The following is a 21568-nucleotide window of genomic DNA, read 5'->3' as shown; positions in this document are numbered from 1 at the left end:
GATGGAGCGACAAAGCCTGAATCGGGAAGAAGCAAAGATCGGGGTAATGACTGGTAGTATCAACACACACGCAACGTTGTACCGTCTTATCCTCTGTACCTGCTAAGGTTATAGGGACAAGCCGTACGGGCAATTAGTACTGGTTAGCTTAATGCATTACTGCACTTCCACACCCAGCCTATCAACGTCCTGGTCTCGAACGACCCTTCAAAGAGCTCAAGGCTCTGGGAAATCTCATCTCAAGGCAAGTTTCCCGCTTAGATGCTTTCAGCGGTTATCTCTTCCGAACTTAGCTACCCGGCAATGCCACTGGCGTGACAACCGGTACACCAGAGGTTCGTCCACTCCGGTCCTCTCGTACTAGGAGCAGCCCCCTTCAAATTTCCAACGCCCACGGCAGATAGGGACCAAACTGTCTCACGACGTTTTAAACCCAGCTCACGTACCACTTTAAATGGCGAACAGCCATACCCTTGGGACCGGCTACAGCCCCAGGATGTGATGAGCCGACATCGAGGTGCCAAACTCCCCCGTCGATATGAACTCTTGGGAGGAATCAGCCTGTTATCCCCAGAGTACCTTTTATCCGTTGAGCGATGGCCCTTCCATACAGAACCACCGGATCACTATGTCCTACTTTCGTACCTGCTCGACTTGTCAGTCTCGCAGTTAAGCACGCTTATGCCATTGCACTATCAACACGATGTCCGACCGTATCTAGCGTACCTTCGAACTCCTCCGTTACACTTTAGGAGGAGACCGCCCCAGTCAAACTGCCTACCATGCACTGTCCCCGATCCGGATAACGGACCAAGGTTAGAACCTCAAACAAACCAGGGTGGTATTTCAAGGTTGGCTCCACGAGAACTAGCGTCCCCGCTTCAAAGCCTCCCACCTATCCTACACAGATTGGTTCAAAGTCCAATGCAAAGCTACAGTAAAGGTTCATGGGGTCTTTCCGTCTAGCCGCGGGTAGATTGCATCATCACAAACATTTCAACTTCGCTGAGTCTCGGGAGGAGACAGTGTGGCCATCGTTACGCCATTCGTGCAGGTCGGAACTTACCCGACAAGGAATTTCGCTACCTTAGGACCGTTATAGTTACGGCCGCCGTTTACTGGGACTTCAATCAAGAGCTTGCACCCCATCATTTAATCTTCCAGCACCGGGCAGGCGTCACACCCTATACGTCCACTTTCGTGTTTGCAGAGTGCTGTGTTTTTATTAAACAGTCGCAGCCACCAGTTTATTGCAACCCTTTCGCCCTCATGGAGTAAACCAATCAAGCTACCGGGGCGTACCTTTTCCCGAAGTTACGGTACCAATTTGCCGAGTTCCTTCTCCCGAGTTCTCTCAAGCGCCTTAGAATACTCATCTCGCCCACCTGTGTCGGTTTGCGGTACGGTCTCGTATGACTGAAGCTTAGAGGCTTTTCTTGGAACCACTTCCGATTGCTTCGTGAATAAATTCACTCGTCCCATCCCCTTGAATTGCGCGCCCGGATTTGCCTAAGCGCCTTCTATGAGACAGAAACTGACTATTCCAACAGTCAGACAACCTTCCGCGATCCGTCCCCCCATCGCATCATACGACGGTGCAGGAATATTAACCTGCTTCCCATCAGCTACGCATCTCTGCCTCGCCTTAGGGGCCGACTCACCCTGCTCCGATGAACGTTGAACAGGAAACCTTGGGCTTACGGCGTGGAGGCTTTTCACCCCCATTATCGCTACTCATGTCAGCATTCGCACTTCTGATACCTCCAGCATCCTTTACAAGACACCTTCGCAGGCTTACAGAACGCTCTCCTACCATATCTATTGCTAGATATCCGCAGCTTCGGTGACTGGCTTAGCCCCGTTACATCTTCCGCGCAGGACGACTCGATCAGTGAGCTATTACGCTTTCTTTAAATGATGGCTGCTTCTAAGCCAACATCCTGACTGTTTTAGCCTTCCCACTTCGTTTTCCACTTAGCCAATCTTTGGGACCTTAGCTGGCGGTCTGGGTTGTTTCCCTCTTGACGCCGGACGTTAGCACCCGACGTCTGTCTCCCAAGCTCGCACTCATCGGTATTCGGAGTTTGCAATGGTTTGGTAAGTCGCAATGACCCCCTAGCCATAACAGTGCTCTACCCCCGATGGTGATACTTGAGGCACTACCTAAATAGTTTTCGGAGAGAACCAGCTATTTCCAAGTTTGTTTAGCCTTTCACCCCTACCCACAGCTCATCCCCTAATTTTTCAACATTAGTGGGTTCGGACCTCCAGGGCGTGTTACCGCACCTTCATCCTGGCCATGAGTAGATCACTTGGTTTCGGGTCTACACCCAGCGACTGATCGCCCTATTCGGACTCGATTTCTCTACGGCTTCCCTATCTGGTTAACCTTGCCACTGAATGTAAGTCGCTGACCCATTATACAAAAGGTACGCAGTCACGGAACAAGTCCGCTCCTACTGTTTGTATGCACACGGTTTCAGGATCTATTTCACTCCCCTTCCGGGGTTCTTTTCGCCTTTCCCTCACGGTACTGGTTCACTATCGGTCGATTACGAGTATTTAGCCTTGGAGGATGGTCCCCCCATATTCAGACAGGATGTCACGTGTCCCGCCCTACTTGTCGTACGCTTAGTACCACCGGTCCGATTTCACATACGGGGCTATCACCCGCTATGGCTCCACTTTCCAGAGGATTCTGTTATCGGTCCGACTATCACGTACAGGCTCCTCCCATTTCGCTCGCCGCTACTTTGGGAATCTCGGTTGATTTCTTTTCCTGCAGCTACTTAGATGTTTCAGTTCGCCGCGTTCGCCTTGCAACCCTATGTATTCAGGTTGCAATACCCTAAAAGGGTGGGTTGCCCCATTCGGAAATCTGCGGATCAAAGTGTGTTTGCTCACTCCCCGCAGCTTATCGCAAGCTACTACGTCCTTCATCGCCTGTAATCGCCAAGGCATCCACCATGTGCACTTATTCGCTTGTCCCTATAACGTTAGCCTCTGATTACCTAAATAATCAAAGAGCGCTACAGGGATAAGAAAGTACAACGTTGTTGCTTGTTTGTTGATACATACAATCATTACCCATCAAGTCGCCTCATGCATTGCTGCACGCATAGACTTGATCAATAAATAATCTTTACTTCTTCCAGATTGTTAAAGAACATACAGCACTTGGTCTCGAAAAGACCAAACCTAAATTCAATCACCGATGTGATCAACTTACGTTTGAACTTTTGGTGGAGGATGACGGGATCGAACCGACGACCCCCTGCTTGCAAAGCAGGTGCTCTCCCAGCTGAGCTAATCCCCCTATGGGTAATACAGACTACAGAAACTGGTAGGGCTGTTTGGACTAGCGTCCACCTTACCCCCAGGTTTTTCTGGTAGGGCTGGTTGGACTCGAACCAACGACCCCCGCGTTATCAACACGGTGCTCTAACCAGCTGAGCTACAGCCCCAAATGCTGTTCTTTATATTAACAGCCGATAAGTGTGAACATTTGATGCGTGAACCAGTTACCTGATTCGTGCAAACTCTAGAAAGGAGGTGATCCAGCCGCACCTTCCGATACGGCTACCTTGTTACGACTTCACCCCAGTCACGAATCCTACCGTGGTAAGCGCCCTCCTTGCGGTTAAGCTACCTACTTCTGGTAAAACCCGCTCCCATGGTGTGACGGGCGGTGTGTACAAGACCCGGGAACGTATTCACCGCGACATGCTGATCCGCGATTACTAGCGATTCCAACTTCATGCAGTCGAGTTGCAGACTACAATCCGGACTACGATACACTTTCTGCGATTAGCTCCCCCTCGCGGGTTGGCGGCGCTCTGTATGTACCATTGTATGACGTGTGAAGCCCTACCCATAAGGGCCATGAGGACTTGACGTCATCCCCACCTTCCTCCGGTTTGTCACCGGCAGTCTCATTAGAGTGCCCTTTCGTAGCAACTAATGACAAGGGTTGCGCTCGTTGCGGGACTTAACCCAACATCTCACGACACGAGCTGACGACAGCCATGCAGCACCTGTGTACTGGTTCTCTTTCGAGCACTCCCCAATCTCTCGGGGATTCCAGCCATGTCAAGGGTAGGTAAGGTTTTTCGCGTTGCATCGAATTAATCCACATCATCCACCGCTTGTGCGGGTCCCCGTCAATTCCTTTGAGTTTTAATCTTGCGACCGTACTCCCCAGGCGGTCTACTTCACGCGTTAGCTGCGTTACCAAGTCAATTAAGACCCGACAACTAGTAGACATCGTTTAGGGCGTGGACTACCAGGGTATCTAATCCTGTTTGCTCCCCACGCTTTCGTGCATGAGCGTCAATCTTGACCCAGGGGGCTGCCTTCGCCATCGGTGTTCCTCCACATATCTACGCATTTCACTGCTACACGTGGAATTCTACCCCCCTCTGCCAGATTCTAGCCTTGCAGTCTCCAATGCAATTCCCAGGTTGAGCCCGGGGATTTCACATCAGACTTACAAAACCGCCTGCGCACGCTTTACGCCCAGTAATTCCGATTAACGCTTGCACCCTACGTATTACCGCGGCTGCTGGCACGTAGTTAGCCGGTGCTTATTCTTCAGGTACCGTCATTAGCAAGAGATATTAGCTCTCACCGTTTCTTCCCTGACAAAAGAGCTTTACAACCCGAAGGCCTTCTTCACTCACGCGGCATTGCTGGATCAGGCTTTCGCCCATTGTCCAAAATTCCCCACTGCTGCCTCCCGTAGGAGTCTGGACCGTGTCTCAGTTCCAGTGTGGCTGGTCGTCCTCTCAGACCAGCTACTGATCGATGCCTTGGTAGGCTTTTACCCTACCAACTAGCTAATCAGATATCGGCCGCTCCACGAGCATGAGGTCTTGCGATCCCCCACTTTCATCCTTAGATCGTATGCGGTATTAGCGTAACTTTCGCTACGTTATCCCCCACTCCAGGGTACGTTCCGATATATTACTCACCCGTTCGCCACTCGCCACCAGAGCAAGCTCCGTGCTGCCGTTCGACTTGCATGTGTAAGGCATGCCGCCAGCGTTCAATCTGAGCCAGGATCAAACTCTTCAGTTTAATCTCTGTTACTTTGCCGTTTTACCGGCACCGTCATTGCTGACGGGTCGCTCACTCAAAAAACTGACAGGCTACTTCCGAAGAAGTATCCTATTTCATTATTTCTTGTGAACATTTGATATTTTAAGTTTTACGCTGCTTACGCAACGCTGCACTTACATCAAATGCCCACACTTATCGACTGTTAATTGTTAAAGAACTGTATTCGGTTACTGCTTTCGCGCTATCGACAAAGCGTTGTGTTTGTCAGCTGCGAAGAAGGAAGAGTATGAAGCGTTTTCAGCATTTCGTCAACCTTCTTTTTTCACCCTGCTTTACTCTGCATTTGCATGCGTCGTTCAGCGAGGGGGCGAATTATAGCCCTGCCCCGCGCGCCCTGCAAGGGCTATTTTTCCGCCCTGCGAAACGCTCCCTGGCACCGCACTTGCTTATGCAGACATAGGCACTGTCCATTGATGAGAGCAACTCTGGGCCTGGCAGCAACACTGGGGATAGCCCGGTTCGCTTTGCTTTGCTCCCATCTGTGACAGGTGCTACATTATGGAACACTCTCGATATTCAAAAGAGCGCCGCAGTACAGGGCCCAACGGAGGCAACGAGATCATGTATCAACCGTCAGCTACTTACCGTAGCGCACCGTTTTCGTCCATCGCGGACGCGAACACCACACCAGCAGGACAGGACAACGTTCCCGTCATCATCGAAACTTCCCATCAGCGCTCAGTCGCTTTTGGCCTGTCGCCCACGGCCACGCCCGACTTTACGCCGGCCGGCAAATCCGACCTGTCCTTGCTGATCGAGCAAAACCGCTTGCTGCACACGCACGCGCTGCCGGCCATGGAAACCCTGTACCAGCAAATCGTCAACACCCACAATATGGTGATCTTGACGGATGCCAACGGCGTCATCGTGCATTCGCTGGGCGATGATGATTTCCTGGAGAAAGCCAACCGTGTGGCCCTGCAGCCGGGTGTGGCATGGTCGGAACAAAGCCGCGGCACGAATGCCATCGGCACGGCCATCACGGAAAAAGTACCGACTTTGGTCCATGCGGACCAGCATTACCTGGCTGCCAATCATTTCCTCACGTGCTCCGCGGCGCCCATTACGGACCACCGGGGCAATGTCATCGGCGTGCTCGATGTCTCGAGCGACCAGCGAAGTTTCCACAAGCATACGATGGCCCTAGTCCGCATGTCGGCCTTGATGATCGAAAATCAGCTGTTTTCCGCCACCTTCGAAGACGCCATCACCGTGCACTTCCACGCGCGTCCCGAATTCATCGGCACCTTGATGGAAGGCATCGCCTCGTTCACGCCGGGTGGGCGGTTCTTATCGGCCAACAAGAATGGATTGTTTCAGCTCGGCTTGTCATTTGCCGCGCTGCAATCGCACACGTTCAGCTCCCTGTTCGGCTTGCCCGTGTCGGCCCTGTACGACCATTACCGCACGGCCTCGCCCGGCTTGCTGAACCTGTGCATGCACAGCGGCGTGCGCGTATATGGGCGCGCGCAGTTGCGTTTATCCAATAGCGTCTTCCAGCACGGCTTTACTGCCAGTACCGACCATAGCGACATCAACGCCGCCCCGGCCCAGGTTCCCGCGCCGGCCAGCCATGCGGCCAACGCGGCGCGCCGCCTGTCAGGCCTGCGCTACCTGCGCACGGGCGACCCGCAACTGGAACTGGTGATCGAAAAAGTCAACAAGGTATTGGGACGCGATATCCCCATCCTCGTCATGGGCGAAACGGGCACGGGCAAGGAATTGCTGGCGCAAGCCATCCATAACGATTCTCCACGGGCCATGGGACCGTTTATCGCCGTCAACTGTGCGTCGATTCCGGAAACCCTGATCGAATCCGAACTGTTCGGCTATGAAGACGGGGCATTTACGGGCGCACGCAAGAAGGGAGCGATCGGCAAGATTTTGCAGGCGAATGGCGGCACCCTGTTCCTCGATGAAATCGGCGACATGCCTTTTGGCTTGCAGGCGCGGCTGTTGCGCGTGCTGCAGGAACGCATGGTCACGCCGCTGGGCAGCAGCAAATCGATCACCGTCAATGTGGAACTCATTTGCGCCACGAATCACAACTTGCGCGAACGCATGGCCAAGGGACTGTTCCGCGAAGACTTGTATTACCGCCTGAATGGCCTGGTGGTCAAACTGCCGCCGCTGCGCGAGCGCACGGACCTGGACACAGTCGTGAAAAAAATCCTCGCGACGGAGGCACCCGACACGCGCTACACAGTGGCGCCCGACATCCTGCGCATGTTCCACCAACATAAATGGCCAGGCAACTTCCGTCAGCTGACCAATCTCTTGCGCACGGCCATCGTGATGGCAGGCGACGAGCACGAAATCTGTTTGCGCCACATGCCCGATGATTTTCTCGACGATATTGAAATGACGCAAGCGACTGCCGCCAGCGCCAGCACGGACCGCATGATCGCGGCCGGCGCCAACCTGGAAGAGATGGAACAGAGCGTCATCCTCAAGTCGCTCGATGCCCACGGCGGCAACGTCTCGGCCACGGCACGTGCCCTGGGCGTATCGCGCAACACGATCTATCGCAAAGTGCCGCATCTGAAATAGCCTAGAGCAGACGGGAAAAGCCGGGCGACATCTGACGCCGGCCCTGCTTGTCGATGGTCATCAGGTCGACGCCCTGCATTTGCGCGGCCATCGCATGCGCGCGCGCCGCGCCCGTCACCATGAAGGTTGTCGACAAGCCATCGGCCAGCATGCCCGTGGGCGCCAGCACCGTCACACTGGCCAGTTCGCGCGGCGAATCGCCCTTCGCAGGGTCGAAGATATGATGATGCACGAAGTCGGGCGTGAACGTGCATTCGTAATCGCCCGACGTGGCCACGCTGCGCCCTTCCACTTTCAAGGTAGCCGCCAGGATTTCTGCGTCGCGCGGGTCCTGGATGCCCAGGGTCCACGGCCGGCGCACGGAACGCTGGCCGCGCGCAACGAATTCACCCGTGTCGAGCAGCGCGTGCCGTATGCCGCGTGCCTGCACGGCCGCCAGCGCCATGTCGGCCGCATAACCTTGCGCCAGGCCATTCAAGGTCAGCGCCATGCCCGCTTGCAGGAAACGCACTTCGCGCCTGTCCCACACCAGTTGCCGCCAGCCCACCTTTGCCTGCGCCGCGCGCCGCCATGTTTCCGCAGGCAAGCTGTGCTGATCCGCCGCCGCGCGAAACAGCTGCCACAGGGGTTGCACAGTGATATCGAACGCCCCATCACTCCATTGCGACAAGGCTTGCGCCTGCGCCAGCACGGCCAGCAGATGGGAGTCCGGCCGAGCCAGGCGGCCGTCACGGTTCAGCTGGAAGACTTGGCTGGCGGGACTGTAAATGCTCATCAGGCGGTCGATATTCCTGGCGGCATGCAAGGCATCTTCGATGGCCAGCTCAGCCTGGCGCTGATCGTGGTGCAACACGGTAACGGCGATCGTCGTGCCAAACGCCAGGGCGGCGCCTTGATAAAGGCGCACGCCGGAGGCCGTGGCCGTGCCGCGCGCCATGCTGCCCGGCAAAGACAAGCCCGCCATGCCGGCCACGCTGCCTATCGCTGCGGAAATAAACGTTCTACGCTGCATCGCTGCTCTCCTCTGCCGTGGCCCGGACAATGGGAATGGTGCGGGCACGCTTGATTTCCAGCATCAAGGGCGCGCATTTTTCATCGCTGGCGTAAATCACCACGCAATCCATGCACTGGAAACATTCGCCATAATCGACTTTCCCGCTCGGCGCGATGGCGTGATGTTCGCAACGGTGGCGGCAAGTCTGGCACGGCGTGCCGCATTCATTGCGGCGCGGAATCCAGTCCAACAGGCGCAACCGCCCCAGCAGCGCCAGCGCCGCACCGAATGGGCACAGATAGCGGCAAAAGAATTTATAGGAAACACTGCTGAGCAGCAGCAAGCCCACGGCATATGCAACAAACGGCCAGGCCCGCACAAAGTTCAGGGTGATGGCCGTTTTAAATGGTTCCAGCTCGACCAGCTTGTCCGTGATCTGGCTGGACAACATGCTGCTGGCAAGGATGGCCGCCAGCAAGCCATACTTGATCCATTTCAAGCGCCCGTCGAGGCGCGACTTGATCTTCCACTGAGGCAAGCGCAGCCACTGGCCCAGCTTGCCTGTGAATTCCTGCAAGGCGCCGAACGGACACAGCCAGCCGCAAAACGTGCCCCGTCCCCAGATCAGCAAGCTGAGCACCACGAAAGCCCACAGGATCACCGTCATCGGATCAAACAGGAAAAAGCCCAGGCTGCGCCCCGCCAGCAGCGCCTGGATGACGCCCGTGATATTGACGATCGATAACTGCCCCTGCGCGTAATAGCCGATGAAGCCTATCGTAAATATCAGAAACAGGCGGCGGAGCCAGGCAAATTGGCGACCATCGCGCACCAGGCGTTTCTGCCAGAACAAGGCGCCGGCCAGCAGCGCCAGCCCGGCCACCAATAGCAGCAACTCGACCTTGCGCCCCCTCCACGTGCCGCGCCAACCGGCATCGTCGCCCTGCTGCGCCGTATAGAACTTGGCCGGCAAGCGGTAATTGAAATCCACGTTACGCACGATGCGTTCCGGATACACGATGCCCTTGCTGCGCGTGATGGGCAGCGTGAACGCCAGCGGGCTGGCAGCATCGAGCCCCGCCTGGCTGATAATGCGAAATACGGCGACACTTTCCGTCGGCAGTGGCCCCGCATCGGAAAAGCTCAGTTCCAGGTCCAGGTCGCGCATGTCGATGGGCAAGCCATCCTGCTTCAGCAACAAGCGGTCCGGCACGGTACCGCGCACGAAATCGTCGCCCAGCACGCCATAGCGCCCGCGCGACATGACGAGGATGGCATGGTCGCCCTCGTCGAGCCGGTTGCGCAATTTATTCCAGCTGCGTTCCGTCAACAGGTTGCGCCCCACCGTGGGAACTGAGACGTACGCCAGGTACAGGTCGATGAACGCGCCGTCCGCGTCGCGCGTGGCTTCCGCATCGAGTCCGGCTCCGGGACTGCCCGCAAACAAGGCTTCCACCTCCTTGTTGCTCAGGCGTACATGCTGGATCAAGCCCTGTTCGAGCATCTGCGCCACGCCGAGTTTCTCGAATACCTCCATGCGGATGCGGGCGATCTGGTCCGGGTCGCGGCCTTGCGCAAAACCGAGTTTTTTGCGCGACACTTTCAAGGCCGAGGCCAGCACGCTCTGGTTGATGATGCGCACGGAGGCCGTGGCTTTTGATACGCCATCGATATCGGCGTGGCTCGCATCCGGCGCGCGTTTCGTCCTGGCGTCGATGGCGATATTCTGTTTCAGCGACAAGCCCTGATACTGCTTGACGAACTGAAACAGGGGCGCTTCGCCTAAGCCGTCGAGAAACACGGGCTCGTGCTGCGACAGCACGGCGACGTCGAGAAAACTGCCTTTCGGATCGATGGCGATCAGCAGATTGACGGGCACGCCGGAAAAGCCGGGTATGGGCGCCAAGTCCACCGATTCAAACACGTAGCCGACCAGTTCGGTCGCCGTGGCGTTCTGGCGGAACAGAGGCCAGACGGGCAAGTCGGCCTCCTTGTCGCCCACGACGATGGGCGCGGGAAAGCGCCGTGTCAGCTCGGCCTTGGTCAGCACACCGGCCCAAGCCTGTCCCAGGATAAACAGGAATAGCCAGCAGGCTATGAACAAGCGCATTATCCGCATGCATGGTGCTCCGTGCGGCGCCCTGTTCCAAGGCGCCGCGTTGTTGAGTTAGAAGAAAATAATGCCGCCCAGGGACACGCCATTCATCTTCGCCTCGCCGCCGGCAAAGCCTTTCGAGCGCGTCTGGCCCAGCTCGCCTACCAGGGTGATCGCGCTGTTGAGCGAGTAATACGCGCCCAGGGTCAGGTTGGCGTTCGACTTCAAGCCGCCCGTGCCGGCCGTGTTGTCGTCGTTCTTGCTGATGCCGTAGGACAAGCCCAGCTTCAGCTTGTCCGTCGTTTTATACGTGCCTTGCAGCAGCCAGTTTTTCGACTTGGTATCGCCCTGGTCCGCATCGGACAAGATGCCCAGGCCCTTGCCGCCCTGGAAGTTGACCAGCACGCCAGCCGAACCCATCTGGTACGAACCGCCCACTTCCACGCCGCGCATGGTCAGGTCATCGACACCTGGCGTCTTCGACGTGAATTTTTGCGACTTCACGCCCAGCCACGCCTTCAAGCCTTCCTGCGCATACGTGAGCTGCGCCTGCACTTGCGGACTCGACTTCGAAGAATAGGTCGAGCCTGCCACGATAGGCGTATCGGAGACGGGGCTGACCAGTGCCACGTCGACGCCAACGCCGCCCGACTTTGGCGAGGTGTACATGATCTGTCCATAGTTGCCCAGATAGGTATAGCCGGCACCGATATGGCCCAGGGTCACCCGTCCCCGCTGCGTGGCCTGCACGGGCGCGCCCGAGCCCAGCAAGGTCATGTCGGACAGGATCGCATTCGCGCCGAAGATGCCGTAGTCGCGCCCCAGCTTGAAGGTGCCCATGTTCTCATTGCCAAACGTAAAGAAAGCCTGGCGCACGTCGACGACGCTGTTCTGGCTGATGGCGCTGTCCGTGGCCGTCGAGTTGTAGATGCCGATCAAGGCTTTCACGTCGTACTCGCCCAGGCGCGAGCTTGCCGAGGTGATCAAGCCGTTGGGCAACAAGCCATTGCCGATGGTGGTGCGGTCCTTCTCTCCGCCGCAGCCGAGCGCCTGGCCGCCCAGCGCCAGCCCGCCCACCGCATCGCCCGAACACGACACCTGCGTGTAGTAGGCGTTGACGATGCCGCCCACCGACACGGTCCAGTCGCCAGCCTTGATATCGACGGCTTGCGCCTGTCCCACCGCTGCGATAGTCATGACACCGAGGCTCCCCAGCTTGATCCATGTGTTCATTTCTTCTCCTCTTTCTTCTCTGTTTTTAGTGTGCACACCAGTGATTGATGTACCTCAAGCTTTGGCAATAAGCGTGCCCAGCAAGCCTCAGAGGGAGAAAGGAAAAAAGCATATTCAACGTGTGCAGCGGCGGATCAATCGCCACTGATAGTGTTCATTTTTTGACCGCAAGTATGCGTATCGGCCATCGAGGTAAACAAAAAACTGACGGCCTGGGCCGTCAGCAAAAAGAAAGCACCCGGCGGACAGGGAGACACCCATCCGTGTGGCCCGGGCGCTTCACCCCGTTACTTCGATGCCAGCTTGAAGACCCACACGGAACCGCCCTGTTCCAGGAAGTTGACCTTCTTCGCCACTTCGCCGCCCCACAGCGGCACCGCGCCACCCCAGCCGGATACGACGGCCACATATTGCGTATCGCCATCCTGCCAGGTGACGGGCGGCGCCACGACGCCGGAGCCCGTCTGGAATTTCCACAGCTCCTTGCCCGTCTTCGCGTCGACGGCTTTCAGGAAACCTTCCGGCGTGCCGTAGAACACCAGATTGCCGGCCGTACTCATCACGCCACCCCACAGCGGCGCGTTGTTCTTGATTTCCCACACGATCTTGCCCGTCTTCGGATCGACGGCGCGCATGGCGCCGATGTAGTCGTCAAACAAGGGCTTGATGGTGAAACCTGCGCCGAGGAACGCACCGCCCTTCTTGTAGCTGATCGGCTCGTTCCAGATATCCATGCCCCATTCGTTCGCCGGCACATAGAACAGCTTGGTTTGCGGCGAGTACGCCATCGGCATCTGGTTTTTGGCGCCGAGGAAAGCGGGCGCGGCAAACACGGTACTCCCCTTCTTGCCCTCCTCGCCCTTGGTCGGATCGCCAGGGCGGCCGGCAGCGATGTAGTTCGGCCGGCCCGTCTTCAGGTCGATGCTGCTGGCCCAGGTGATTTTCTTCACAAATGGAAAGGCGTTCTGCAGCTTGCCCGTGTTGGCGTCGATCACATAAAAGAAACCGTTGCGGTCGGCCTTGCCGCCGTAGCGCTTGCCATCCATGTCGAAGGTGACGAATTCGTTGGCGCCGTCGAAATCCCAGGCATCGTTCGGCGTGTTTTGATACGCCCACTTGATTTGCCCCGTTTTCACGTCCAGCGCCACGGTGGACGACGAGTACAGATTGTCGCCGGGACGCAAATGGCTGTTCCACGGCGCCGGGTTGCCCGTGCCAAAATACGCGAGCTTGGTTTGCGGATCGTAGGTGCCGCCCATCCACGTCGAGGCGCCGCCCGTTTTCCACAGGTCGCCCGGCCAAGTCTTGTTTACCGTTCCCGAAATGCCGTTGTCGATGGCCTTGCCATCCTTGTCGTAGCGGTGGCCCATGTGACCCTCTACCGTCGGACGGCTCCACACGAGGTCGCCCGTCATCGGGTTGCGCGCTTCGACCCGACCGACGATGCCGAATTCACCGCCCGACACGCCCGTCAGCAGCAAGCCTTCGGCGATCAGCGGTGCGGCCGTCATCGAGTAGCCAGCCGCATAGTCGTCGACTTTTTCCTTCCAGACGATCTTGCCCGTATTCTGGTCCAGCGCCACCAGGTAGGCGTCGAGCGTGCCGAAGATCACCAGGTTGCCGTACAGGGCCGCACCACGGTTGACGACGTCGCAGCAGGGCATGATGCCGTCTGGCAAGCGATGCTCATATTTCCACAGCTTGGCGCCCGTTTTCAAGTCGACGGCGAAGATGCGCGAATACGATGCCGTGACGAACATCTTGCCGTTGTGAATCAGCGGCTGCGATTCCTGGCCCCGCTGTTTTTCACCACCGAACGAGAACGACCAGGCCGGCACTAGCTTGGCCACGGTCTTGTCATTGATCTGCGTCAGCGGCGAATAACGCTGGCCCTGCGTGCCCATGCCGAACGACAGGACGCTGGACGGATTCTTTGCCGTGCTGTCGAGCATGGCGGTGGTGACATTGCCCACATCGGCCGCCTGGGCCAGCGATGCCAAACCCAAACCGACGAGTATCCCCATGATTTTTTTCTGCACAATCATCTCCCTCTGTTTTATTAGTATGTGTGTGTATCAAGTCTTGCGGTGCTCATGCGGCTGGGCATGCAGCAAGGCGCACTCTTCATCGGTGAACAGGCGCGAGCGCGTCAAGAAGCGCTTGCCCGTGCCGTTGTCGAGTGAAAACATGCCGCCATTGCCATCGACCACATCGATAATCAACTGGGTATGCTCCCAGTACTCGAATTGCTCGAGTCCCATGTAGAACGGTGTGCCATTCAAATTGCCGAGATAGATGTCGGTGTCGCTGACATCGAACTCGCCCAGCGCATAACACATGGGCGTACTGCCGTCACAGCAACCGCCCGACTGGAAAAACATCAGCGGACCATGACGCTGGCGCAACTTGTCCATCAATTCCAGCGCCGCATCGGTGGCGACCACCCGGGCAATTGCTGCACTCATGGCATCCCTTTCTGTGCGCCGCGCCCGGACAACAGGCGCGGCGCGTGTACCGGTTTAGAAGAAGCCCAGCGCTTTCGGGCTATAGCTCACCAGCAAGTTCTTCGTTTGCTGGTAATGGTCGAGCATCATCTTGTGGTTTTCGCGGCCGATACCCGATTGCTTATAGCCGCCGAACGCGGCGTGGGCCGGATACAGGTGGTAGCAATTGGTCCACACGCGGCCCGCCTGGATGGCGCGTCCCATGCGGAAGGCGCGCGAGCCGTCGCGCGTCCACAAGCCGGCACCCAGGCCGTACAAGGTATCGTTGGCAATCGCCAGCGCGTCGGCCTCATCCTTGAAAGTGGTCACGGACACGACGGGCCCGAAAATCTCTTCCTGGAAGATGCGCATCTTGTTGTTGCCCTTGAACACGGTCGGACGCACGTAGTAGCCGCCTTCCAGGTCACCCGCCTGCGTGTTGCGCTCGCCGCCGGCCAGCACTTCGGCGCCTTCCTGGCGGCCGATGTCGAGGTAGGACAGGATTTTCTCCAGCTGCTCCTGCGATGCCTGCGCACCGATCATGGTGGACGAGTCGAGCGGGTTGCCCTGCTTGATGGCAGCCACGCGCTTCAGCGCACGTTCGATGAATTTCTCGTAGATCGATTCCTGGATCAGCACGCGCGATGGGCAGGTGCACACTTCGCCCTGATTCAGCGCAAACATGGCAAAACCTTCCAGGCACTTGTCGAAATACTCGTCATCCGCATCCATCACATCTTCAAAGAAGATGTTCGGCGACTTGCCGCCCAGCTCCAGGGTGACGGGAATCAGGTTTTGCGCGGCATAACCCATGATCAGACGGCCCGTGCCCGTTTCGCCCGTGAAGGCGATCTTGGCGATGCGCTTGCTCGAGGCCAGCGGCTTGCCCGCTTCCAGGCCGAAACCGTTGATGATGTTCAGCACGCCCGGCGGCAGCAAGTCGCCGATCAGCTCGATCAACACCATGATGGAAGCCGGTGTCTGCTCGGCCGGTTTCAGGACGACGCAATTGCCGGCGGCCAAGGCTGGCGCCAGTTTCCACACGGCCATCAGAATCGGGAAGTTCCACGGAATGATCTGGCCCACGACACCGAGCGGCTCATGGTAGTGGTAGGCATAGGTTTCCGCGTCGATTTGCGCGACGGAACCTTCCTGCGCGCGGATGCAGCCGGCGAAGTAACGGAAATGGTCGATAGCCAGCGGAATGTCGGCATTCATCGTTTCGCGGATGGGCTTGCCGTTGTCGATGGTTTCCGCCGTGGCGATCAGGCTCAGGTTCTGTTCGATGCGGTCGGCAATGCGGTTCAGGATATTGGCGCGCTCGGCAGGCGAAGTCTTGCCCCAGGCATCCTTGGCGGCATGGGCGGCGTCCAAGGCCAGCTCGACGTCTTCCACCGTGGAGCGGGCGATTTCGCAAAACGGCAAGCCCGTGATCGGCGTGATGTTAGGAAAGTATTCACCTTTTACTGGGGCAACGAATTTGCCGCCAATGTAATTGTCATAGCGTTGTTTGAAAGGATTGGCTACGCCCAGTTTGCTGATGTCTGCGAGATTCATGTCGTCCTCTATCGGGTTAATTAGAATGGAATTACTGTAATTAAAATCAAACGTCCTGGTACAGATGGGGTGAGTACACGGAGTCTTCCGCAAATGCCGTGCCAGCTCGCCATCCCACTACAAACTTAGCCGCTTTTCCCCTTGTTACAAGGGCGTGGCGTCAATACCGGTGTGCTTTTCAGCGCATGTCCGGGCTTGAGCCGCTGCACAATGGAACAGGTGTACCAGACTGGAACACCTGGTCCTGTGCCACTAGCGAATCACCACGCCCCATGGCAACTCACCCACTGCAATATCGGCTACCTTGCGCGCGCTGGCCGTGTTGATGACGGACACGCTGTTCGAGCGGCCATTGGCCACGTACAGCTTGGCGCCGTCTGGCGTGATGGCCATATTCCACGGGCGCTTTCCGACGGGAATGGTGGCCGTCACCTTGTTGCTGGCCGTATCGATCACCATTACCGTGCCGTCCGTGCCATTCGAGACATACACTTGCTTGCCGCCGGGATGGACCACGATGCCATTGGCATTTTTTCCAGCGGGAATGGTGGCAATCGCCTTGCGCGCGGCCATGTCGATCACGTAGACGGCATTGACCAGTTCGCACGCCACGTAGGCGCGGCCCGAGTCCGGACTGAAGCCGATGCCGCGCGGACGCAGCCCAACGGCGACGGACGCCACCTGGCGGCGCTGCGCCACGTCGATGACATCGACTTGTTCGGCCTCTTCCGCGCTGACCAGCAGCCAGCGCCCATCGGGGCTGAAGACGGCATGTTCCGGGTTGCGTCCCTGTACCTTGATATCGGCGAGCAAGCTGCCCGTCTGGCCATCGAGCAAGGCCACGCTATTGTTTTCCTCGACGGCCACGGCCACGTGACTACCATCTTGCGAGGCGCTGACGCCTTCGGGCGACTTGCCCAGCGCCACCCTGCGCAGGGGCGTGCCGCCAGCGTTATCGATCAGCAGCAAGGCGCTGCTGGCGGCGTCCGTGACAAACAATTGCCGCCCGGTGGGGTCGGCGGCGATGCCGCGCGGACGCTTGCCGGCTGCAATCTGGCGCACGACCTGGTCGGTCGCCGTGTCGATCACGCTCAAGGTGCCCGATTTTTCATTGGGAACATAGGCAAATGGAGCAGCCTGGAGGGCGCTGCTGGCGAGCGCAGGCAGCAGCCAGCACACCTGGCGCAAGCGCGAGAAGAAGTTGGGCATAATCACCTTTCGATGGCAAAACACAGGAAAAGCGCGCGGCATCGGCGCATCTGAACATTGCTGTATGCAAACGCCGTGCCACTGACACGCGTATAATTTCAGCCCACCAATGGAGACATGGCAGGCATATTGCTTGATACAACGATGCAGACCTGCGCCGCGCACGCGACCAAAGCAGGCTTTTATTCACATTGGAGAATCCGCATGCAGCACCGTTTCCGCCTGAACACCATCGCCAGCTTGTTTGTCGCCGGCAGCGCTACCCTCGCCCCCCACGTCTTTGCCGCCGAGGCAGCTGCCCCGGCCAACGGGCAACTGATGGATACGGTGGTCGTCAGCGGCAGCCGCATTGCCCATCCCAGCCAGGAAGTGCCGGCCTCGATCGACGTCGTTGACAGCGCCCGCATCCAGGATGGCCAGATCCGCGTGAACGCGTCGGAAGCGCTGGCCGCCGTGCCGGGTCTGGTGGTGCAAAACCGCCAGAACTACGCGCAAGACTTGCAAATCTCGTCGCGCGGCTTCGGCGCCCGCTCGGCCTTTGGCGTGCGCGGCGTCAAGCTGATCAGCGACGGCATTCCCGCCAGCATGCCGGATGGCCAGGGCCAGGCCGCCACCTTCAACCTCGATACGGCCGAGCGCATCGAAGTGCTGCGCGGACCGTTCTCCGCCATCTATGGCAACCACTCGGGCGGCGTGATCCAGCTGTTTTCCAAGGATGGGCAAAATCCCCCATCCGTCGAGCTGAACGTGACGGGCGGCAGCTTCGGCACCAGCAAGGTCGACCTCTCGGCCCAAGGCCAGGCAGGCGGTATCGGCTACGTGCTCGACGGCTCGCGCTTCCGCACCGACGGTTTCCGCGACCACAGCGCCGCCGCGCGCGAACAGGCGTTCGGCAAGATCACCGTCAAGCCGACGAATGACAGCAAGCTGACCATCGTCGCCAACAGCCTGCACCAGGGCAATACGCAAGATCCGCTGGGCGCCTCCTGGGCCACGTTTGCCCGCGATCCGCGCGCGGGAGAAATCGACACGACGGATACGCAAAACCCGAAGCGCACCCTGGCCGAGCGCTACAACACCCGCAAGAGCATCGACCACCAGCAAATCGGCGCCACCTATGAACAGTCGTTCGGCGACGACCGCCTGCACGTGACGGCCTACGGCGGCAACCGCGACGTGATCCAATACCAGGCATTTACCAAGGGTTTCCAGGCGCCGGCCAGCCATTCGGGCGGCGTGGTCGACTTCCAGCGCGAGTTCTACGGCATCGACACCAACTGGCTGCACGTGAACCAGCTGGCCGGCGGCAAGCTGAGCACCACCATCGGCATCGATTACGGCCGCTCCAGCGATGACCGCACCGGCTATGAAAATTACATCGGCAATACCTTTGGCGTGAAAGGCAAGCTGCGCCGCGACGAGCAGGATGTCGTCTCCAGCCTCGATCCGTATATCCAGACGGAATGGCAAAGCGGAGCGTGGCTGCTCAGCGCAGGTGTGCGCTACAGCAAGATGAAAGTGTTGGTCAACGACCGCTATCTCGGCAATGGGAACGACAGCGGCAGCCTGGAGTTCAGCCACACGACACCGGTGCTGGGCTTGCTGTACAAACTGACGCCGGACGTCAATGTGTACGCCAGCGCCGCCCGCGGTTTCGAAGCGCCCACCCTGAATGAACTGTTTTACTCGGGCACGGGCGGCGGCTTCAATTACCAGCTGAAACCGGCCACCAGCACCAACCTGGAAGCGGGCATCAAGGCGAGGATCAACCACAACACGCACGTCAATGCGGCCGTGTTCCAGATCAAGACCAACGACGAGCTGGTGGTCGACAGTTCCAGCGGCGGGCGTACCAGCTACCGCAATGCGGGTAAGACCTTGCGCCAGGGTATGGAAGTGTCGCTCGAATCCAGCCTGCCATATGGTTTCACGACAAAAGTGGCGCTGACCAGCCTGCACGCCGTGTATGACCAGGCGTTCGGCGCCGTGCGCGAAGGCAGCCGTTTGCCGGGCGTGCCTAGCGCCAACCTGTTCGCGGAACTGGCCTGGAAAGACACGCTCGACCGCTTTGGCGCGGCGCTGGAAAGCGTGGCCAGCAAGCAGGTCTACGCGGAAGACAGCAACAGCGAAAAGCCGGCGCCCGGCTATACGGTGTTCAATGCGCGCTTCAACGCCAAGCAAAACGTGGGGAACTGGCGCTTCAAGGAATTTGCCCGCCTGAACAATCTTTTCGACAAAACCTACGTGGGTTCCGTCATCGTCGGCGACAGCAACAAGCGCTACTATGAAGCGGCGCCGGGACGTAACTGGCTGCTGGGTGTCAGCGCGCAATACTCGTTCTAATAACAAAGCCCGCGTATCTTCCGATACGCGGGCTTCGCTATCCAGCATGGCTAGTTAGGGCCGAGCTGCCTTCACGCCATATTTCTCAAAAATGGTTTTCAATTCGCCGCTGGCCGCCATCTCGTTCATGGCTGCCTGCAGCAATTTTGCCACGTCGAGCTGCTGGCGGCTGACGGCCAGGCCCACGGCCCAGCCGGCACGGGGCAAGCGGGCGAACGCCACTTCGCTCATGGGGAAAGCAGGATCGCTTTTCAGCACGGACTCGATTTCCGAACGGTTGGCCAGCACGGCGTCAAGCTGCCCCGCCTGCAATTGCTGCAAGGCTTCGGCCGCCGTGTCGAAGATGCGCACGTCGTCGCGGTACTTGCCATTGTCTTCGCCCAGCATCAGCATGGCCGCGATCGACACCTTTTCCACGCCGATACGCTTGCCTGCCAGCGAGGCGACGCCGTCGAATTGCGGCACGGCTTGCGCGCTGCGCGCCAGGCGCACGGTTTCCACGTAATACGGCGCGAAGATCTCGACCTTGTCGTTATCGGCCATCAACTGCTTGTCGACTGGCACATGCAGCATCACGTCCGCGGGACCATAACCGAGGTAATGCCCCTTCCACACCATATTGCGCAAGTCATCGTTGAGGTTTTCACCGGCGGGAAATGGCAGCAAGCTCAGTTTCAGCCCCAGCTTTTTCGCCAGCGCTTCGGCGATGTCGATATCGATGCCGACTCCCTTGTCGGAAAACGGCGCGAATTCGTTGTACACAGCCACTTTCAGGCTGCCCGACTGCTGCACCTTCTGCCAGTCGGCATGCGCCGGCGCGGCTGCGCACAGCGCCAGGCAAGCGAGCGAGATCATCGCGCGCACGCCCCGGAGTTGAAATGAACGCATGGGACTCCTTCGTGATCAGTGTGGCTTAGTTGGATTCGCGGCGCGTTTCCAGATAGGTCTTGATGGCCCACATGGCTTCCTGGTTGAACACGCCTTCGAACGGCGGCATGTACACGGCGCCATTGCGCACTTTACCGTGACGGATGGTGGTCAGGTAGTAATTGTCCGTCTCCTTGTAGCAAGCCTGTTTCTTTGTCTCATTCTTGATACCGAAGCAATCGCGGTCCAGCTGGCGCAAGTCCGGCGCGATGCCGCCCGAGATGGCTTCGATGCCGTGGCAGCGGGCGCAATTCTGGTTGTAGGCCGAGGTGCCGACCGTCAGAGCCAGCTTGTTGCCCCGATACGGGTTTTGCTCGAGCCACTTGTCGCCCACCTTGGGCAAGCCTGTGGTGTCGACGCCTTGCGGCGTGACGTTGCCATGCGCATAGGCATGCGGCAAGGTCAGCAGGGAAGTGAGGGCGACGGCGCCGGCGGCCGCCACGCCGAGCAGGGTACGAATGGAATAGGTCATGCTGGTCTCCTTGGTTTTTTAGTCAATACCCAAGAAGAGCAAATGCCATGCCATGCGTATTTGCCCCGCATCCGGCCACCCATGTATCAATTTGGAACAGCTGCAACACCCAGTTGTGTCACCGCGCGCATCAGGCAGCGGCAGGCATGAACAGGGAAGACGTGAGTCGATAAAACCCAACACCTGAACGACCGGGGACAGACCCTCCATGCCGCTCACGCAAAGGTCATTGCCAACGGACGAGGAGGGCTGACCGTAGGTCGGCTTAGCGCAACGCGCGTAAGCCGACACCACTCGCGGCGCCTGACAAAACCAGCAGACGAAAAAAAACCCCAACCGGATCACCGGAAGGGGTTTTTTAGAATAACAAGCCTAACGATAACCTACTTTCACACTGGTTGCAGCACTATCATCGGCGCAAAGTTGTTTCACGGTCCTGTTCGGGATGGGAAGGGGTGGGACCAACTTGCTATGGTCATCAGGCATAACTTGTACCGGCATTTGTCCTCGATGGAGCGACAAAGCCTGAATCTGGAAGAAGCAAAGATCGGGGTAATGACTGGTAGTATCAACACACACGCAACGTT

The 21568-nt window shown here is 58.2% G+C and carries 11 protein-coding genes, 2 tRNA genes and 3 rRNA genes; 2 read left to right on the top strand and 14 right to left on the bottom strand.

The genetic code is table 11. The features are described 5' to 3' along the window. Nucleotides 1–112: 112 nt before the first annotated feature. The 4 genes from CLU90_RS23190 to CLU90_RS23175 form a co-directional block, all read right to left on the bottom strand. Nucleotides 113–2988 (bottom strand): 23S ribosomal RNA (locus tag CLU90_RS23190). A gap of 252 nt (nt 2989–3240) precedes the next feature. Further along, a tRNA-Ala gene (locus CLU90_RS23185) sits at nt 3241–3316 on the bottom strand. A gap of 71 nt (nt 3317–3387) precedes the next feature. Beyond that, nucleotides 3388–3464: transfer RNA gene (locus tag CLU90_RS23180), tRNA-Ile, on the bottom strand. 81 nt (nt 3465–3545) lie between these two features. Beyond that, nucleotides 3546–5076 (bottom strand): 16S ribosomal RNA (locus CLU90_RS23175). Together the 16S and 23S rRNA genes with 2 tRNA genes alongside form the textbook arrangement of a ribosomal RNA operon. 603 nt (nt 5077–5679) lie before the next feature. On the opposite strand from CLU90_RS23175, the gene CLU90_RS23170 reads away from it, so the two are divergent. Continuing rightward, nucleotides 5680–7668 (top strand): sigma-54-dependent Fis family transcriptional regulator, encoded by a 1989-nt coding sequence (locus CLU90_RS23170; protein WP_232731306.1) that lies wholly within the window; start codon nt 5680–5682, stop codon nt 7666–7668. Nucleotide 7669: 1 nt separating this feature from the next. Here the strand turns inward: CLU90_RS23170 and CLU90_RS23165 are convergent, their stop codons facing one another. The 7 genes from CLU90_RS23165 to CLU90_RS23135 form a co-directional block, all read right to left on the bottom strand. Continuing rightward, nucleotides 7670–8680, bottom strand: a complete 1011-nt coding sequence (locus tag CLU90_RS23165) for an FAD:protein FMN transferase (RefSeq protein ID WP_100429013.1) — start codon at nt 8678–8680, stop codon at nt 7670–7672. Then, the gene (locus tag CLU90_RS23160) at nt 8670–10772 is read right to left on the bottom strand and encodes a 4Fe-4S binding protein (protein WP_232731305.1); all 2103 of its coding nucleotides are present in this window, start codon (nt 10770–10772) and stop codon (nt 8670–8672) included. Before CLU90_RS23160 ends, CLU90_RS23165 begins: the two co-directional genes overlap by 11 nt. 57 nt (nt 10773–10829) lie before the next feature. Next, nucleotides 10830–11990 carry a porin gene (locus tag CLU90_RS23155; RefSeq protein WP_100429011.1) on the bottom strand — a complete coding sequence of 387 codons (1161 nt, stop codon included), beginning with the start codon at nt 11988–11990 and terminating at the stop codon, nt 10830–10832. A gap of 287 nt (nt 11991–12277) precedes the next feature. Further along, nucleotides 12278–14014: a PQQ-dependent methanol/ethanol family dehydrogenase gene (locus CLU90_RS23150; RefSeq protein WP_269800041.1), complete on the bottom strand. Its 1737-nt coding sequence runs from the start codon at nt 14012–14014 to the stop codon at nt 12278–12280. 51 nt (nt 14015–14065) lie between these two features. Continuing rightward, entirely contained in the window at nt 14066–14455 is a 390-nt protein-coding gene (locus CLU90_RS23145) for a DUF779 domain-containing protein (RefSeq protein ID WP_092719656.1), read from the bottom strand. A 54-nt stretch (nt 14456–14509) separates the two neighbouring features. After that, nucleotides 14510–16030, bottom strand: a complete 1521-nt coding sequence (gene adh / locus CLU90_RS23140; protein ID WP_092719653.1) for an aldehyde dehydrogenase — start codon at nt 16028–16030, stop codon at nt 14510–14512. A 252-nt stretch (nt 16031–16282) separates the two neighbouring features. Further along, the gene (locus CLU90_RS23135; protein ID WP_100429010.1) at nt 16283–17239 is read right to left on the bottom strand and encodes a beta-propeller fold lactonase family protein; all 957 of its coding nucleotides are present in this window, start codon (nt 17237–17239) and stop codon (nt 16283–16285) included. A gap of 204 nt (nt 17240–17443) precedes the next feature. Here CLU90_RS23135 and CLU90_RS23130 point away from each other — a divergent pair, with 204 nt between their 5' ends. Continuing rightward, nucleotides 17444–19582 carry a TonB-dependent receptor family protein gene (locus CLU90_RS23130; RefSeq protein WP_100429009.1) on the top strand — a complete coding sequence of 713 codons (2139 nt, stop codon included), beginning with the start codon at nt 17444–17446 and terminating at the stop codon, nt 19580–19582. A gap of 54 nt (nt 19583–19636) precedes the next feature. Here the strand turns inward: CLU90_RS23130 and CLU90_RS23125 are convergent, their stop codons facing one another. From CLU90_RS23125 to rrf, 3 genes are all read right to left on the bottom strand, one after another. After that, complete coding sequence (locus CLU90_RS23125) at nt 19637–20470, bottom strand: substrate-binding periplasmic protein (protein WP_092719645.1); 834 nt, start codon at nt 20468–20470, stop codon at nt 19637–19639. Nucleotides 20471–20495: 25 nt separating this feature from the next. After that, complete coding sequence (gene pedF / locus CLU90_RS23120; protein WP_035824926.1) at nt 20496–20981, bottom strand: cytochrome c-550 PedF; 486 nt, start codon at nt 20979–20981, stop codon at nt 20496–20498. 370 nt (nt 20982–21351) lie between these two features. Then, nucleotides 21352–21464, bottom strand: a 5S ribosomal RNA gene (gene rrf / locus CLU90_RS23115). Nucleotides 21465–21568 lie beyond the last annotated feature (104 nt).

It is taken from the genome of Janthinobacterium sp. 67 (assembly GCF_002797895.1).
Classification (GTDB): Bacteria; Pseudomonadota; Gammaproteobacteria; order Burkholderiales; family Burkholderiaceae_D; genus Janthinobacterium.
The sequence above is the reverse complement of the archived record's forward strand: the minus strand, read 5'-3'. Positions and strand labels throughout refer to the sequence as shown.